Genomic DNA, 16,125 nt, shown 5'->3' on the forward strand with positions numbered 1-16,125 from the left:
CCGGGGTCAGGCGCGGGCCCGGGCCCGGTGCGCCTTCATCCGCTCGTTGGCGTCGAGGATCACCTTGCGGATGCGGATGGCGTCCGGGGTGACCTCCACGCACTCGTCCTCGCGGGCGAACTCGAGGGACTCCTCGAGGGTCAGCTTGCGCGGGGGCGTGAGGTTCTCGAAGGTGTCGGAGGAGGCCGCACGCATGTTGGTGAGCTTCTTCTCCTTCGTGATGTTCACGTCCATGTCGTCGGCACGGGAGTTCTCGCCCACGATCATGCCCTGGTAGACCTCGGAGGTGGGCTCCACGAAGAAGGACCCGCGCTCCTGCAGGTTGATCATGGCGAACGGGGTGACCACGCCGGCGCGGTCGGCGATCATCGAGCCGTTGGTGCGGTACTCGATGTCCCCGGCCCACGGCTCGTAGCCGTCGGCGTAGGAGGACGCGATGCCGGCGCCGCGGGTCTCGGTGAGGAACCGGGTGCGGAAGCCGATCAGCCCGCGGGCGGGGACCTTGAACTCCATCCGCACCCAGCCGGTGCCGTGGTTGGCCATGGCCTCCATGCGGCCCTTGCGCCCGGCCATCAGCTGGGTCACGGCGCCGAGGAACTCGTCGGGGACGTCGATCGTCATGTGCTCGTAGGGCTCGTGCACCTTGCCGTCGACGGTCTTGGTCACGACCTGGGGCTTGCCCGCGGTCAGCTCGAAGCCCTCGCGGCGCATCTGCTCCACCAGGATCGCCAGGGCCAGCTCGCCGCGGCCCTGGACCTCCCAGGCGTCGGGACGCTGGGTGGGGAGCACCTTGAGCGAGACGTTGCCGACGAGCTCCTTGTCGAGGCGGTCCTTGACCTGGCGGGCCGTGACCTTGGTGCCCTTGGTGCGGCCGGCCAGCGGGGAGGTGTTGATGCCGATGGTCATGGAGATCGCGGGGTCGTCCACCGTGATCAGGGGCAGCGGCTGCGGGTTCTCCGGGTCGGTGAGGGTCTCGCCGATGGTGATGTCCTCGATCCCGGCCACGGCCACGATCTCGCCGGGGCCGGCGGAGTCGGCCGGGACGCGGTCCAGGCCCTTGGTCGCCAGCAGCTCGGAGATCCGCACGTTCTTGAGCTCGCCGTTGGCGCGCGCCCAGGCCACGGTCTGGCCCTTCTTGAGGGTGCCGTTGAAGATGCGCAGCAGGGCGAGACGGCCCAGGAACGGGGAGGCGTCCAGGTTGGTCACGTGCGCCTGGAGCACGCCCTCGGGGTCGTAGGAGGGCGCGGGGACGTGCTTGATGATGGTCGCGAACAGCGGCTCGAGGTCCTCGTTGTCCGGCAGGCCGCCGTTCTCGGGCTGCGTCAGGGAGGCCCGGCCGTCACGGCCCGCGGCATAGACCACGGGCACGTCCAGGACGGCGTCCAGGTCCAGGTCCGGCTCGTCCTCGGAGATGTCCGAGGCCAGGCCCAGCAGCAGGTCCATGGACTCGTGCACGACCTCCTCGATCCGGGCGTCCGGGCGGTCGACCTTGTTGACCACGAGGATCACGGGCAGCTTGGCCTCGAGGGCCTTGCGCAGCACGAAGCGGGTCTGCGGCAGCGGGCCCTCGGAGGCGTCCACGAGCAGCACGACGCCGTCGACCATGGACAGGCCGCGCTCGACCTCGCCGCCGAAGTCGGCGTGGCCGGGGGTGTCGATGACGTTGATGGTGATGGTCTCCCCCTCGGCGGAGGGACCGTCGTAGAACACCGTGGTGTTCTTGGCGAGGATCGTGATCCCCTTCTCGCGCTCCAGGTCACCGGAGTCCATCACGCGCTCCTCGACCTCACCGTGGGCGGAGAACGCGTGCGTCTGCTGGAGCATCGCGTCCACGATGGTGGTCTTGCCGTGGTCGACGTGGGCCACGATGGCCACGTTGCGGAGGTCGGCGCGCTGGGCGGTGGTGGAGGTGACAGGCATACGCGTGGGTCTCTCTTCGGGTGGAGATGCGGGGGGAGGTGCAGCCCTCCCGATGGGTGCGGCCGGGGCGCCGCCGCGCACCCGGAGGGACCCGGGCGGGAGCGCCCGCTCAGCGGGCCGTAGACCATTCTACCCCGCGGCGCCGCCCCGGCGGCACCCCGGACGGCTGTGACCCCGCCGACTCCCCCCGTCCGCCCGTCCGGCGCGGCGCCTCGTCCCCGTCCCGGGGCGGGCGTCGATCCGTCCGGGGACGTGGAGCGCGCCGGGGGTCCGGTCAGGCCCGGTGCTCCAGCGCCGCCCGGACCGTGGCGGGGGAAGGGTTCGTGTGCGGGACGCCGTCGACGACGACGGTCGGCACCGTCGCGTCGCCCCCGTTGACCGAGCGCACGTAGGCGGCGGCGTCCGGGTCCGCCCAGATGTCCACCCAGCGGGCGCGCCTGGCGCGGGAGCCCAGGGACGCACGCAGGCGCAGGCAGTAACCGCAGCCGGGGCGGTAGTAGACGGTCACCGCGTCCGGGGCGGCGCCCCGGCGCGGGAAGACCAGCGGGGAGCACAGCGCGACGGCCACGGCGCCGGCGAGCACGGCGATCGTCGCCTCGCCGAGCTCGCCGCGCCCGAGCCGGACGGCGGCGGCGGCGGCGGTCGCGAGCACGACGAGCGCCGCGAGCCACCAGCTGCGCACGGGGCGTCCGGTCACCAGGAGGGCAGCACCGGCAGCGGGCCGTCGGCCTCGACGTTCTCGCCGTCGCCGCGGGCCAGCCACTCGAGCAGGCCCTCCCGGTCGGACTCGACGCGCAGGGCGCCGTCGCCGATCACCCACTCGTCGCGCTCCTCCGTCACCAGCGTCATGCCGGGGGCGCCCTTGGCGCGCATGGTGCGCACGGCGGCCTCGAGGGCGTTGAGCAGCGAGTCGGGATCGGCCTCCTCGATGGTCCAGGCGGTGTCGAGGTCGTGGTGGTGGACGACGACCTCGGCGATGCGCAGCGCCACGATCGAGGTCGCGGGGATCACCTTGCCGTGCAGGTGCACCTCCTCGACCGCGAGCTCCCCGGTCAGCCGCTGGGCCTGCTCGGCGAAGTAGGCGGCCGACTCGCGCGCCTTCTCGACCAGCTCCTGGCGGGGCAGGGCGGCCAGGTCGGCGATGTCCTGGTTCCGGGCCTCCATCGAGGCGTAGGGGGCCTGCTCCTGCCCGGTCACGGCCCAGTCGACGAGCTTGACGAGGGCGCGCCCGTTGGAGGCGAGGTGGGCGACGACGTCGGCGCGGCGCCAACCCTCGCACAGCGAGGGGGCGGCCAGCTCGTCGTCGGACAGGGACGCGGTGGTGGCCAGGAACATCTCGGTCTCGCGGCCGAGGCGGGAGAGGTCCGAGTGCAGGCGGGCGGGGTTGATCATGGCCTCACCCTATCGAGCGCCTGGTGAGCCGGACCACCTCCCGGGCCCCTGGACCCATACCGGCTTCGTCTCGGCTCAGAGCGCCGGCAGCCGCGCGAAGGCCCGCTCGGCGGCCTTGCGGCGGGTCGCCGAGAGCTCCTCGAACGGGTCGAGCACGAGCTCGGCTCCCCCGGCGCGGCGCACGCGCCCCCAGGTCCCCACGATCCGCCCGCCCGCCACGAGGGTGGGCTTGAAGACCCCGTTGCCGCCGGGGACGATCCGGGCCGCGTGGGCCGGGGCCAGCACGTGGGAGCGGTCCCCGTAGCCCAGGACGTACTCGTCGAAGGGCGGCAGCAGGAAGACCCCGGCGGCGCGGCGCCCGCCGGGTGCGGGGCCCTCGAGCACCTCGGGGGCGCACCACAGCTCGCGGCCGGCGCGGTCGTGCACCGCCACGACACCGTCGGCCCGGGTCAGCGCGGCGCGCACCGCGGAGCGCGGCAGGGCCGCCCACCGGGCGGCGTCCGCGACGGAGGCCGGGCCGTGGCCGCGCAGGTACCGGCGCACCCAGCGGGCGACGACGGGCGGGGTGCCGCCGGCGGTGCCCCCGGGCACGGCCGCCTCCTCCCCCGCGGCGGGGACCCAGTCCGCGACGGGCACCACGAGCTGGTCCCGGCCGTCCGCGGTCAGCGGGCCCAGGCACAGGGTCGCGTCCAGGTGCAGGGCGAGCATCAGGTGGTAGGCCCGGCCCGGCTCGCCCAGCAGCCCGGCCTCCTCCCACGCGGCGTGCAGGCGTTCACGGGGCTGCGGGCCGCGGCGCAGCGCGGCGAGGGCGGTCTCCCTGGCCGCGTCGAGCCGCTCGTCGATGCCCAGGGCCCGGCGCCGGGCGGCCGTCGAGGCGACGGTGCGGGGACCCAGGACCGCCAGCCACGCGCGCAGGTCCTCGGCGGGCACCAGGTGCAGGGTCCCGCGCATGGGCCAGGTGCGCACGATCCGGCCGTCGTCGAAGGCCTGCCGCAGGCCGTCGGACCCGCCGGCCCGCCGCAGGGCGACCGACACCAGGGCGCCGGGCAGGTCCTGGGCCTGGACGGCGCCAAGGGCGCGCACCACGTCCTCGGGCGCCACGTCCTCCGGGCGCACGAGCCCGTGGGCCGCGAGCCGGGCGAGGCCGATCTCGCGGTCCGTCAGGACGGCCGGGGAGCTCACTGCAGGGCCCGTCCCCGCTGCTCGGGCAGGGCGAACGCGGAGAGGGCGGCCACGAGGAAGGCGGCGCCGAAGACGGCGAAGACGGTGACGACGTCGTAGCGCTCCCCGCCGAGCGCGAGCAGCGCCGGCACGGCCAGCGGGGCGAGGATCGAGGCGACGCGGCCGAACGCCGCCGCCGCCCCGGTCCCCGTCCCGCGCAGCGCGGTGGGGTAGAGCTCGGGGCCGATCGCGTACAGGGCCCCCCACGCGCCCAGGTTGAAGAAGGACAGCGCCATGCCGGAGCCGATCACCTGCCACGGGAGCACGATGTCGCCCATCGAGACGATGCCGAAGAGCAGGGCGCTCACCGCGGAGCCCCCGAGGAACACGGCCAGCGTGATCCGGCGGCCCCAGACCTCGATGAGCCAGGCGGCCGCGGCGTAGCCGGGCAGCTGGGCGAGCGTGATGACCAGGACGTAGCCGAAGGAGGTCGTCAGCGTGAGGCCCTGCTGGAGCAGCAGGGTGGGCAACCAGGTGAACGCCCCGTAGTAGGCGAAGTTGATGCAGAACCAGACGGTCCACAGCGCCGCCGTGCGCCGCCGCAGGGACGGGGCCCAGATCCCGCTCGCGTCCTCCGCCGGGCGCTGACCGGCCGCCTCCGCCGCCCGGGGCTGCTCGGGGGTCTCGGCCCGGGAGCGGCCCAGCGGCCGCGCCCGCTCGAACCGGCGCACCGCGGCCTCGGCCTCGTCCGTCCGGCCCCGGTGCTCGAGGAAGCGCACGGACTCCGGCAGGGCCCGGCGCACCACCACGGCGTAGAGGGCCGGCACGAGTCCGACGACGAGCGCCCATCGCCAGCCGTCCGGGGAGGACGGCACCACGAAGTAGCCCACGAGGGCGGCGAGGATCCAGCCGACGGCCCAGAAGGACTCGAGGACCACCACCACGCGGCCGCGGATCCGCCGGGGCGCGTACTCGGAGACGAGGGTGGAGGCCACGGGCAGCTCGGCGCCGAGGCCGAGGCCCACCACGAACCGCAGGACCACGAGCGCGGTGAGGGACCCGACGAGCGCGGACGCGCCGGTGGCCGTGCCGTAGACCAGCAGGGTCAGGGCGAAGACCTGGCGCCGGCCGAGCCGGTCGGCCAGGAGCCCGCCGAGGCTGGCGCCCACGGCCATCCCCACGAAGCCGATCGAGGCGAGCAGGGACAGCTCCCCGGAGCCCAGGCCCCACTCCTGGGCGAGCGCGGCCATCACGAACGAGATCAGGCCCACGTCCATGGCGTCCAGGGCCCAGCCGACGCCGGAGCCGACGAGCAGCTTCCGGTGCTCGGTGGTGAACGGCAGCCGGTCCAGGCGCTGGGAGCGCGTCGGGGCGGACGCGGCGGCGCCGGGCCGCTGGCTCTCGTGCATGCTCCGGTCCTTCCCTCGCTGCGCTGTGCTGCGACCACTGTAGGCGCTCGGGGCCGCGCCGGTCCCCGGGGGCGCCCGCCCTAGACTGGAGGGACCACACCACCGGCCGGCGAGGGAGCTGACTGTGTCCACGGTTGCCATCTATCTCGTCGTCGCCTTCGGGGCCGGTGCCCTGGCCGTCCTCGCGCGGCTGCCGCCCCTGATCGGGTTCCTCGCGGCCGGCTTCGTGCTCAACGGCCTGGGGGTGGAGCGGCTCCCCGCCCTCGACCAGCTGGCCGACGTCGGCGTGACCCTCATGCTGTTCGGCATCGGTCTCAAGCTCGACGCCCGGTCGCTGCTGCGCCGGGAGGTCTGGGGGACGGCCGGGATCCACCTGGTCCTGAGCACGGCGCTCGGGGCGGGGCTCCTGGGCCTGCTGATGCTGGTGGGGCTGCAGCTGCCGGGCGAGAACCTCCACGCGCTGCTGCTGGCCGGGTTCGCCCTGTCCTTCTCGAGCACGGTCCTGGTGTTCAAGGTCCTCGAGGAGCGCAGCGAGACGACGTCGCTCTACGGGCGCGTGGCGATCGGCATCCTCATCATCCAGGACGTCGCCGCCGTCGCGTTCATCACCGTCACCAGCGAGCACCCGCCGAGCCCGTGGGCCCTGGCCCTGGTGCTGCTGCTGCCGGCGGCGTGGGTGTTCCGGCGGATCTGGGACGGCATCGGCCACGGGGAGCTGCAGGCCCTGTTCGGCGTCGCCATGGCCCTGGTGCCCGGCTACATCGCCTTCTCGGCCGTGGGCCTGAAGGGGGACCTCGGGGCGCTGCTCGTCGGCATGCTCCTGGCCTCGCACACCAACGCGGGCGAGCTGTCCCGCACCCTGTTCACGCTCAAGGACCTCCTGCTGGTCGCGTTCTTCGTCTCGATCGGCTTCCACGGGATGCCGACCCTCGAGATGCTCGCCATGAGCGTGCTGCTCCTGGGCCTCCTGCCGGTCCAGGCGATGCTGTTCGTGCTGCTGCTGTGGATGTTCGGGCTGCGCCGCCGCACGTCGCTGCGGACGGGCCTCGCGCTGGGCAACCACTCGGAGTTCGCCCTCATCGTGGGGGCCATCGGCGTCTCGGCCGGGATGTTCGACGGCGACTGGCTGGTGATGCTCTCCGTGGCCGTCGCCCTGAGCTTCGTGATCTCGGCCCTGGTCAACCGGCGCGGCTCCTCCCTGACCAGCACCCTCGCCCGGCGGCTCCCGGAGCACCCGGACGACCGGCTGCACCCGGAGGACCGTCCCATCGACATCAGCCACGCCACGGTGCTCGTGCTCGGCATGGGCCGGGTGGGGCAGGCGGCCTACCGGGAGCTCTCCGAGGAGCACGGCTTCTCCGTGGTGGGCATCGAGAACGCCACGGACCGCGTGGAGCGGCTGCGGGCGCAGGGGATCGACGTCCAGGAGGCCGACGCGACCGACCAGGAGTTCTGGGAGCGGGTGATCGCGACCGGCCACGTGCAGGTCGCCGTGCTGGCGATGCCCTTCCACGGCTCCAACCTCGTGGCCCTCCAGCAGCTGAGCGCCACGGGCTTCGACGGGGTCGTGGCCGCCGTGGCGCAGTACGACGACGAGGTGCAGGAGCTGCGCGGGCACGGGGTCCGGACGGTCTTCAACCTCTACAGCGGCGCCGGCATCGCCCTGGCCGCCGAGACCGTCGAGGCCCTCGGCCGCCGGCCCGACTGACCGCGCCGGTGCCGGCGGGCACCGGCCCCGTCAGCGCCGTCGCGCCAGGGCCCGGCGGACGAGCTTGTGCAGCTCCTCGACCCACAGGACGAGGGACGCCATGCCCACCGCGACCGCCCAGTGGACGAGGTCCAGCGGTGCGGTGCCGAAGGCGACCTGGAGGACCGGGACGTGCACCACGAGCACCTGCAGGGCGACGGCGAGGGCCAGGGCACCCCACAGCCAGGGGTTGACGAACAGCCGGTGGAAGGCGCTCGCGAGCTCGGAGCGGGAGTTCAGGGCGTTGAACAGCTGGGCGAGCACGAGCGTGGTGAACCCGGCGGTGCGGGCCACGTCGAGGGAGTCCTGGCCGGGCACCAGCCCGCCGGGGAGGAAGATGTCGATGGTGAGCAGGGTCGAGGCGCCCATCACCAGGCCGAGCAGCGCGATCCGCCCCCACATCGGCGCGTCGAGGATCCGTTCGTCGGGCCGGCGCGGCGGGCGGGCCATGACGTCGTCGATCTCGGGGTCCACGCCCATGGCCAGGGCCGGACCGGAGTCGGTGACGAGGTTGATCCACAGGATCTGGGTGGCCAGCAGCGGCACGGCGATCGCGCCGCCGGCCGCGTCCGTCAGCCCCAGGGCGCCGGCGAGGAGCACGCCGAAGAACACGGTGGCCACCTCCCCCAGGTTCGAGGACAGCAGGTAGCGCAGGAACTTCGTGATGTTCTCGAAGATGACCCGGCCCTGCCGGATCGCCACCACGATGGTGGCGAAGTCGTCGTCGCCGAGGATCATCCGCCCGGCCTCCTTGGTGACCTCCGTGCCCGTGATGCCCATGGCCACGCCGATGTCGGCGGCCTTGAGGGCCGGCGCGTCGTTGACGCCGTCCCCGGTCATGGCGACGACGTGGCCCTGGGCCTGCAGGGCGTCGACGATCCGCAGCTTGTGGCCCGGGGCCACCCGGGCGAAGACCGAGACGTCCCGCACGGCGTCGAGGAAGCCGTCCCCGGTGAGCTCGTCCAGCTGCGCCCCGGTGAGCGCGGGCGCTCCCGGCGGCACGATCCCCAGGTCCGCGGCGATCCGGGCGGCCGTCACCGGGTGGTCGCCGGTGATCATGATCGTGCGCACCCCGGCGGCCCGGGCCTGCGCCACGGCCGCCGCGGCCTCCTCCCGCGGCGGGTCGAGGACGCCCACCACGCCGAGCCAGACGAGGTCCCGCTCCGCCGCCTCGCCGAGCTCCGCGGCCTCGCGCTCCCGGACCCGCCGGCCGGCGACCGCCAGGGTGCGGAACGCCTGCCCGGACAGCTCCTCGACGGCCGCGGCGGCGTCCCGGCGTCGCGCGGCGTCGAAGGGCTCGACGGCGTCCCCGACGCGCACCCCGGTGCAGCGGTCCATGAGGACGTCCGGGGCGCCCTTGGTGAACAGGTAGCGGTGCCCGGAGTCCGTCTCGATCTCGAGGGTGGACATAATCCGGCGCTCGGAGGTGAACGGCATCTCCTGGGCCCGGGAGAAGTCGTCCGCCCGGTCGGCGGCGCCGTAGAGCTTGTGCACGGCGGTGAGGAACGCCGCCTCGGTGGGGTCGCCCTGCACGGTCCACACGCCGGCGGCCTCGTTGAGCTGGGCGTTGTTGGCGCGCGCCCCGCCCACCAGCACGCCCCGCGCCTCCTGCAGGACCTGCGCGGCGGGCGCGCCCCCGGTCACGACCCTGGCCTCGCCCTCCGGGGAGTACCCCGTGCCGGAGAGCTCCACCGTGCCGGACGGGGTCATGAGCACCTTGAGGGTCATCTCGTTGCGGGTGAGCGTGCCGGTCTTGTCGGAGCAGATCACCGAGGCCGCGCCGAGCGTCTCCACGGAGTGCAGGTCCTTGACCACGGCCTGCCGGCGGGCCATCGCCCGCACCCCGATGGCCAGGACCAGGGACAGGATCGCGGGCAGGCCCTCCGGGACGGCCGCGACCGCGAGGGAGACGCCCAGCAGCAGGACGGTCACGAGGTCCTGCACGCCGCGCACCCCGTTCACCAGGACGACCGTGGCCATGACCACCACGGCGACGCCGACCACGATGAGGCCCAGCGACCGGGAGACGGCCGTGATCTCGCGCTGCAGCGGCGAGGGCTCGGCCTCCGTGCGCTCCAGCATCTCGGCGATGGCGCCCACCTGGGTGTCCATGCCCGTGGCCACGACCACCGCGCGGCCCACCCCCGAGACCACGGCCGTGCCCTTGTAGACCATGTTCCGCCGGTCCCCGAGCGGGACCGGGGCGGGCAGCACGGCCGGGTCCTTGAGCTCCGCCTCCGACTCCCCGGTCAGGGACGCCTCCTGCACGCGCAGGGACGCGGCGGAGAGCAGGCGGGCGTCCGCCCCCACCGCGTCCCCCTCGGCGAGGGCCAGGACGTCGCCGGGCACCAGCTGGGCCGAGGGGAGCGTGGTCAGGCGCCCGTCCCGCACCACGGTCGAGTTCGCCGCCGTCAGCACGGCCAGCGCCGCGACCGCGTCCTCGGCCCGCCCCTCCTGGACGCGGCCCAGCACCGCGTTGGCCACCACGATCACGGCGATGACCACCGCGTCCACCGGCACCCCGCGGGCGCCCTCCGCGACCCAGGCGACCACGGACACGGCGATCGCGGTCAGGAGCAGGTAGATCAGCGGGTCCTGGAACTGGGCGAGGACCTTGCGCCACCGCGGCACCCGCGGGGCGGTGCGCAGCTCGTTGGGCCCGTACCGGGCCAGCCGGGCCCCGGCCTGCTCCGCGCTCAGCCCGAGGGCGGGCTCCACGTCCAGCTCGGCGAGGAGCTCGCCCGCCGCGCGGAGGGACGGGTCCTGGTGCACGCGCTCGGTGGCCACGCCTCCATTCTCGTCCCGCCGGCGGCGCCGCGGGCCCCGTGACGCCGCCGGCGGGCTCCCCGGACTAGGCTCGCGGCATGAGGGCCCGGATCGACCGCTACCTGCTCAACGTCGCGGGACCCCGCCGCACGCCCGCCCTCAACCGGCACCTCGCCTACCTGCTCGCCCTGGTGGCCGGGGTGCTCAACTCCGTGGGCTTCGTGGCCGTGGCCGTGTACACCTCCCACATGACGGGGCTCACCGCGATGGTCGCCGACCACCTCGTGCTGGGCGACCTGCGGCTCGTGGCGGTCGGCGTCCTGGCCGTCCTCGCCTTCACGGCCGGGGCCGCGTGCTGCGCGCTGATGTTCAACTGGGCGCGGCGCCGCGGGCTGCACAGCCGCTACGCCAACGTCCTGCTGCTCGAGGGCCTGCTCATGCTCGTCTTCGGCCTGCTGGCCGAGAGCCTGACCTGGGCGCACCGGGACCTGCTGTTCGTCCCGGTGCTCGCGTTCACCATGGGCCTGCAGAACGCGGTGATCACCAAGATCTCGGGCGCCCAGATCCGCACCACCCACGTGACGGGCATGGTCACGGACATCGGCATCGAGCTCGGCAAGTTCCTCTACCGCAACCGGCTCGCGGACGCGGACCCCGTGACCGGCGACGCCGGGAAGCTCAGGCTGCTGGCCGCGCTCGTGGGGCTGTTCTTCGCCGGCGGGGTGCTCGGTGCCCTGGGCTACCTGGCCGCGGGCTTCCCGGTCCTCGTGCCCACCGCGCTCACCCTGCTCGTGGCGGCGTGGCGCCCGCTCGCCGCGGACCTGGGCTTCCGCCGCTCCCCCACCTCCTGAGCCCGGGCGCGAGGACGGTGCCTCAGGCGCCCCGCTGCACGGCCTTGCACAGCTGGACCAGCCGGCCGACCTCGCGGTGCGGGGCGCCGGTGGGGCGGCGAGCCTCGTCCCGGGCCGCCACGGCGCACCGGACGAGCGTCCAGGCCCGGAGGCGCTCCTCGTCGGCGCCGGCCGCCAGGGCGAGGGCCTCCATCCGGTCCGCCAGGGCCGCGGCCAGGGCCCCGCCGTGCCCGGCCTCCTCCGTGCGGTGCCACAGGGCGGGGACCAGCGCGAACTCCGGGGTGCCGACCATCGCGTCGGCGCCGACGGCCAGCCACGGGGCGCGCGGCGACGCGCGGACCGCCCCGTGGTGCAGGTCCTGGTGCACGAGCGCCGCGTCCAGCTCGTCGCGCCGGAGCCGCTCGAGGCTCCTGACGGCCTGGAGCCGGAAGCGCCGCGGGAACCGGGCGTCCAGGTCCACGGCCCCCTCCAGCTCCGCCTGCCACCGCCGGGCCGTCTCCGACAGGCGCGGGAACGGGGGCCGCGGCGGCCGGGCGAGGACCCGGGTCAGCTCGCCGAGCACGCGGCATGCCTCGAGCACCGGCAGCTCGTGCAGGTCCCGGTCGGCGGTGCGCTCGAGCAGCAGCGCCCGGTCCGCCGGCTCCGCCCGGAGCAGCCGCACGGCCCCGCGCCCGGCCCACACGCGCAGGGCCAGGTGCTCGTGCTCGGCGCCGGGCCGCGGCGGGGAGAGCCGCAGCAGGGCCGGCTCCCCGGCGCGGGTGCGCACCGGCAGGACCAGGGCCCCGCCGTCGTCCCGCGCCCGCCCGTCGGGGACCAGCTCCCACGCGGCGGTGTACCGGTCGGCGAGCCCGGCGGGGACACCGGCCGGGCGGCCGCCGGCACCCGGGGCACGCGCGGAGGAGGTCGTCACCGGACCATTCTGGCGCACCGCCGGGGCGCACCCGCCGTTCGCTAGACTGCGAGCGCCCACCCCCGCCCAGGAACGGAGCCGACCCGGTCGTGAACGAGCTGCTCTTCGCCTTCGGCCTGACGCTGTTCGCGGGGCTGGCCACGGGTGTGGGCGCGTTCCTGGCCCTGGTCACCCGGCGCACCGATGCCAAGTTCCTCGCGGTGAGCCTCGGCTTCTCGGCCGGGGTGATGATCTACGTGTCCATGATCGAGATCTTCGTCAAGGCCCAGGTGGCCCTGGTCGCGGAGCTCGGGGAGCGCTCGGGGGCGTGGGCCACCGCCGGCGGGTTCTTCGCGGGGATCCTGCTGATCGCGGTGATCGACCGGCTGGTGCCCACGCGCGTCAACCCCCACGAGTACCCGCACGACGACGCCGGGCGGCAGCGCCGGCTCCTGCGGATGGGGACGATGACCGCGGTGGCCATCGCGATCCACAACTTCCCGGAGGGCTTCGCGACCTTCGTGGCCGCGATGCAGGAGCCGTCCGTGGCGATCCCGGTGGTCGTGGCCATCGCGCTGCACAACATCCCGGAGGGGATCTCCGTGGCGGTGCCCATCCACCACGCCACGGGCAGCCGCCGGAGGGCGTTCCGCTGGGCGTTCCTCTCGGGTCTTGCGGAGCCCGTCGGCGGGGTGCTCGGCTACCTCGTCCTGCTCCCCTTCCTCGACGACGTCCTCTTCGGCGTCGTGTTCGCGGGCGTGGCCGGGATCATGGTCTTCATCTCCCTGGACAAGCTGCTCCCCACGGCCCAGGAGTACGGCGAGCACCACCTGTCGGTCTACGGGCTGGTCGCCGGGATGGCGGTCATGGCCGTGAGCCTGCTGCTGTTCGTCTGACGCGGACGCGGCGCCCGTGACCGGGTCACGGCGGTGTCGGGGCGACCGGGAGGCCCGCCGCCCGCCCGGCCTCGGCGAACGCGGCGGCGAGGCTCGCCCGGGACGCGTGGGCGTTGAGCCCGCTCGGGCTCGGCAGCGCCCACAGCTGCGCCCCGGCCAGTTCCCGGTCCTGGCGCCCGAGCCGGGCTCCCGGGTCCGCGAAGGCGTGCCGGTAGGCGGTGACCCCGGCGACCGCGACGACGGCGGGGCGCAGCCCGGCGACGAGCTCGCCCAGCCGCTCCCGGCCGGCCACGAACTCGGCGGGGTCCAGCTCGTCGGCCCGGGCGGTGGCCCGGGGCACCAGGTTCGTGATGCCGAGACCCCGGCCCAGGACGTGCTCCCGGTCCTCCGCGCTCATCCCGGCCGCGCAGTCCACGAGCCGGCCGGTGAGCCCGGCGTCGTGCAGGGCCGGCCAGAATCGGTTGCCGGGCCGGGCGAAGTGCGCCTGCGTGGCCGCGGCCCACAGGCTCGGGTTGATGCCGCAGATCAGCAGCCGCACGTCCGGGCCGAGCAGGTCGGGCAGGGTCGCGCCCCGGGCGGCCTCGAGGTCCGCCCGGCTCGGCCGGGCGCCGCCGGTCGCGTTCGGGGAGGCCATGACCACATGCTAGGCCGCACCGCCGCCGCCGGGCACCACGGGCCGGCCGCGGGCGCCCGCCGGGCTACCGTGGTGGCCATGCCCCGATCGACCGAGCTCACCGTGCCCACCGAGAGCGGGCCGGGACGCCTGCTGGTCTCCCCCGCCGAGCACCCCGTCGCGCTGCTGTGGCTCGGGCACGGCGCGGGCGGGGGCGCCGGCGCCCCGGACCTCACCGCCCTCGCCGACGAGCTCCCCCTCCACGGCGTCACGGTCGTGCGCCACGAGCAGCCGTGGGTGCTCGCCGGCCGGAGGATCGCTCCCCGTCCGGCCGCCCTCGACACCGGGTGGCTGGCCGCCGCGCCGGCCGTGACCGGTCTGGCGGACGGACTGCCCCTGGTCATCGGGGGCCGCAGCGCCGGGGCCCGGGTGGCGTGCCGGACGGCCGCCGCCGTGGGCGCGTCCGCCGTCGTCTGCCTGGCCTTCCCCCTGCACCCGCCGGGACGCGCGGAGCGCTCGCGCGCCGAGGAGCTGCTCCGGCCCACGGTCCCCGTGCTCGTGCTGCAGGGCACGCGGGACGCCTTCGGCTCCGCGGACGAGGTCGCGGCCGCCGCGGACGGCGCGCCGGCCGTCGACGTCGTCCCGGTGGAGGGCGCCGACCACGCCTTGGCGGTCCGCCGGTCCGGGCCCGTGAGCCAGGAGGACACGCTCGCGCTGGTCACCGCCGAGGTGCGCCGCTTCCTCCGGCGGACGCGCACGACCCGCTGAGCACCGGCGGGACTTCAACGGCGCGCCGACCGGGACTACCGTGAGGAGCACAGGGTCACCGCGACCCGTCCGCGACCAGGGAGAGAACCGTCATGGCCCGCACCCCAGCATCCTCCGACCCGCTCCGGCCCGATCCCGCCCCCCGGGACGAGCCGCGGACCCCCGCCGCGGACGCGTCCGCCGCGGACCGGCCGGCGCCCGGCCGGGAGCCGGCCGTCCGGCCGCAGACGGCCACGGACCCCGCCCTGGACGGTCACCAGAAGCAGGGCGTCTCGGGCGCCGCGTGGACGGCCCTGATCCTCGGCCTGCTGATCCTGATCCTGCTGCTGGTCTTCATCCTGCAGAACAACGTCCCGGCGGACTTCAACTACCTGGGCTGGCAGTTCAGCCTCCCCCTCGGCGTCGCCATGCTGCTCGCGGCGGTCGCCGGCGCCCTCATCATGGGTCTCGTCGGCTCCGTCCGGCTCTTCAAGCTGGGCCACCGGGTGCGCAAGCTCGAGAAGGAGCGCGCCGACATCAAGCGCGCCCTGCGCTGACCCCCGCCGCCGCCTCGGCGGTCGCCGTCGGTCGCCGGCGGGTGTCTCATGACGTCAGTAACGGGTCGGCCCATTGTGCGGGCGGCAACAGGCAGTAGCCTGACAGCACCCCGAACGACAGGACGGTTCCCATGAGCTCCCCCGCACTCCCCGACGACCGCCCGGCCCCCGAGGACGTCGAGGTGGTCGCCCCCGCGACCGTCGTCGACCTCACCAGCGGCACCGCCCAGATCACGCCCGTGCTGGTCGACGGCGAGGCGCGCTACGCCGTGGACCTGCCCGACCAGCCCTTGGACGACGACGACGTGGCGAGTCTCGCCGTTGCGCTGCAGGCGGCGCAGGCCGGCCCCGCGGTGCTCGTGGACGTCGAGGACTACCTCGAGGCGGCGGCACCGCCGGAGGACGCCGCCGAGACCCCGCGGTAAGGGCCCGGTTCGGTCCGCCGGCACGACGAAGACCTCGGGCCGCGACGTCGAGAACGCCTCGACGTCGCGGCCCGAGATCTTTTCCGCGCCCGGAGGAATGATCTGCCGCACTGCGTGCGAGTCGCACGCGGGCTGACCGCCCCGCATTCCCTAAAGTGATGAACGGATCCCCCGCCCCCACCGGAGAGACGGCCATGTCACCGAACCCCCCGCAAGACGTCCACCAGAAGCCGCCCATCGGGCGACTGGGACTGGTCGCCCTGTCCCTGGCCCTGGTCACCGGGTGCACCACTCCCGACAGCGGCGGGATCGACGAGCCCGGCGCGTCTCCCAGCGCCTCGTCCTCCCCGACGTCCGGGGCCACCGGCAGCGCGGAGGCGACGCAGCCGGCCCCATCGCCGACCCCGTCGACGACCCCGTCGACGACCCCCGGGGCCACCCCGCCGCCCATGCCCGGGGCGCTGCCGGACCAGGACTTCACCTACGACGAGGCCTACGCGGCCTGGCAGGACGGGATGCCCTACTACGACGCCTTCTGCATCCACTACGAACCCGTCACACCGGCCGGGGTGTCGCAGTGCGAGGGCATCGAGAACGGCACCGTCGACAGCATCACCGGTGAGCCCCTCGGGCAGTAGGCAGGACGTGCCGGGCCGCGCGCCGAACCGCCATTGCGGCTGATTGGCGCGCCCGGCCGCAGACCTCGCCCGAGCAGCCGAAGATTCCCCACCGAGACCGAACGGAATGTGTCG

15 protein-coding genes are annotated in these 16,125 nt (G+C 75.0%); 7 read left to right on the forward strand and 8 right to left on the reverse strand.

The annotated features are described in order from the left end of the window. Window positions 1-6: 6 nt before the first annotated feature. The 5 genes from typA to ACP7CD_RS02450 all read right to left on the reverse strand — a co-directional run bounded on the left by typA (window position 7) and on the right by ACP7CD_RS02450 (window position 5,882). Complete coding sequence (gene typA, locus ACP7CD_RS02430; RefSeq protein WP_017833398.1) at window positions 7-1,920, reverse strand: translational GTPase TypA; 1,914 nt, start codon at window positions 1,918-1,920, stop codon at window positions 7-9. A gap of 274 nt (window positions 1,921-2,194) precedes the next feature. Further along, entirely contained in the window at window positions 2,195-2,617 is a 423-nt protein-coding gene (locus ACP7CD_RS02435; protein WP_251355351.1) for a glutaredoxin domain-containing protein, read from the reverse strand. After that, the gene (locus tag ACP7CD_RS02440) at window positions 2,614-3,312 is read right to left on the reverse strand and encodes a maleylpyruvate isomerase family mycothiol-dependent enzyme (RefSeq protein ID WP_095651615.1); all 699 of its coding nucleotides are present in this window, start codon (window positions 3,310-3,312) and stop codon (window positions 2,614-2,616) included. Before ACP7CD_RS02440 ends, ACP7CD_RS02435 begins: the two co-directional genes overlap by 4 nt. Before the next feature lie 75 nt (window positions 3,313-3,387). Next, entirely contained in the window at window positions 3,388-4,494 is a 1,107-nt protein-coding gene (locus tag ACP7CD_RS02445; RefSeq protein ID WP_115162861.1) for a winged helix DNA-binding domain-containing protein, read from the reverse strand. Beyond that, window positions 4,491-5,882, reverse strand: coding sequence for an MFS transporter (locus ACP7CD_RS02450; RefSeq protein ID WP_115162862.1), 1,392 nt, complete (start codon window positions 5,880-5,882; stop codon window positions 4,491-4,493). Before ACP7CD_RS02450 ends, ACP7CD_RS02445 begins: the two co-directional genes overlap by 4 nt. 124 nt (window positions 5,883-6,006) lie before the next feature. Here ACP7CD_RS02450 and ACP7CD_RS02455 point away from each other — a divergent pair, with 124 nt between their 5' ends. After that, window positions 6,007-7,590, forward strand: coding sequence for a cation:proton antiporter (locus tag ACP7CD_RS02455; RefSeq protein WP_426118716.1), 1,584 nt, complete (start codon window positions 6,007-6,009; stop codon window positions 7,588-7,590). Window positions 7,591-7,620: 30 nt separating this feature from the next. Here the strand turns inward: ACP7CD_RS02455 and ACP7CD_RS02460 are convergent, their stop codons facing one another. Then, window positions 7,621-10,416 (reverse strand): cation-translocating P-type ATPase, encoded by a 2,796-nt coding sequence (locus tag ACP7CD_RS02460; protein ID WP_426118718.1) that lies wholly within the window; start codon window positions 10,414-10,416, stop codon window positions 7,621-7,623. A 77-nt stretch (window positions 10,417-10,493) separates the two neighbouring features. Here ACP7CD_RS02460 and ACP7CD_RS02465 point away from each other — a divergent pair, with 77 nt between their 5' ends. Continuing rightward, window positions 10,494-11,246, forward strand: a complete 753-nt coding sequence (locus tag ACP7CD_RS02465; RefSeq protein WP_017833390.1) for a YoaK family protein — start codon at window positions 10,494-10,496, stop codon at window positions 11,244-11,246. 22 nt (window positions 11,247-11,268) lie between these two features. On the opposite strand, the gene ACP7CD_RS02470 is transcribed toward ACP7CD_RS02465, so the two are convergent. Further along, a complete protein-coding gene (locus tag ACP7CD_RS02470; RefSeq protein ID WP_172604372.1) occupies window positions 11,269-12,156 on the reverse strand; it encodes an aminoglycoside phosphotransferase family protein in 888 nt (295 codons plus the stop codon). Window positions 12,157-12,245: 89 nt separating this feature from the next. Here ACP7CD_RS02470 and zupT point away from each other — a divergent pair, with 89 nt between their 5' ends. Next, the gene (gene zupT, locus ACP7CD_RS02475) at window positions 12,246-13,031 is read left to right on the forward strand and encodes a zinc transporter ZupT (RefSeq protein ID WP_017833388.1); all 786 of its coding nucleotides are present in this window, start codon (window positions 12,246-12,248) and stop codon (window positions 13,029-13,031) included. Between the two features lie 25 nt (window positions 13,032-13,056). On the opposite strand, the gene ACP7CD_RS02480 is transcribed toward zupT, so the two are convergent. Beyond that, window positions 13,057-13,665, reverse strand: a complete 609-nt coding sequence (locus ACP7CD_RS02480) for a mismatch-specific DNA-glycosylase (RefSeq protein ID WP_051063768.1) — start codon at window positions 13,663-13,665, stop codon at window positions 13,057-13,059. Window positions 13,666-13,671: 6 nt separating this feature from the next. Here ACP7CD_RS02480 and ACP7CD_RS02485 point away from each other — a divergent pair, with 6 nt between their 5' ends. From ACP7CD_RS02485 to ACP7CD_RS02500, 4 genes are all read left to right on the forward strand, one after another. Further along, the gene (locus tag ACP7CD_RS02485; RefSeq protein WP_426118722.1) at window positions 13,672-14,412 is read left to right on the forward strand and encodes an alpha/beta family hydrolase; all 741 of its coding nucleotides are present in this window, start codon (window positions 13,672-13,674) and stop codon (window positions 14,410-14,412) included. A 92-nt stretch (window positions 14,413-14,504) separates the two neighbouring features. Further along, window positions 14,505-14,948, forward strand: a complete 444-nt coding sequence (locus ACP7CD_RS02490; protein ID WP_426118723.1) for a LapA family protein — start codon at window positions 14,505-14,507, stop codon at window positions 14,946-14,948. A gap of 131 nt (window positions 14,949-15,079) precedes the next feature. Next, window positions 15,080-15,373 carry a hypothetical protein gene (locus ACP7CD_RS02495; protein WP_035927458.1) on the forward strand — a complete coding sequence of 98 codons (294 nt, stop codon included), beginning with the start codon at window positions 15,080-15,082 and terminating at the stop codon, window positions 15,371-15,373. Between the two features lie 194 nt (window positions 15,374-15,567). Then, window positions 15,568-16,011 (forward strand): hypothetical protein, encoded by a 444-nt coding sequence (locus ACP7CD_RS02500; protein ID WP_426118725.1) that lies wholly within the window; start codon window positions 15,568-15,570, stop codon window positions 16,009-16,011. The last annotated feature ends 114 nt before the right edge of the window (window positions 16,012-16,125 follow it).

Origin of the sequence: Kocuria sp. LHG3120 (assembly GCF_049897445.1) — a bacterium.
In the GTDB taxonomy this organism is placed as follows: Bacteria; Actinomycetota; Actinomycetes; order Actinomycetales; family Micrococcaceae; genus Kocuria; species Kocuria rosea.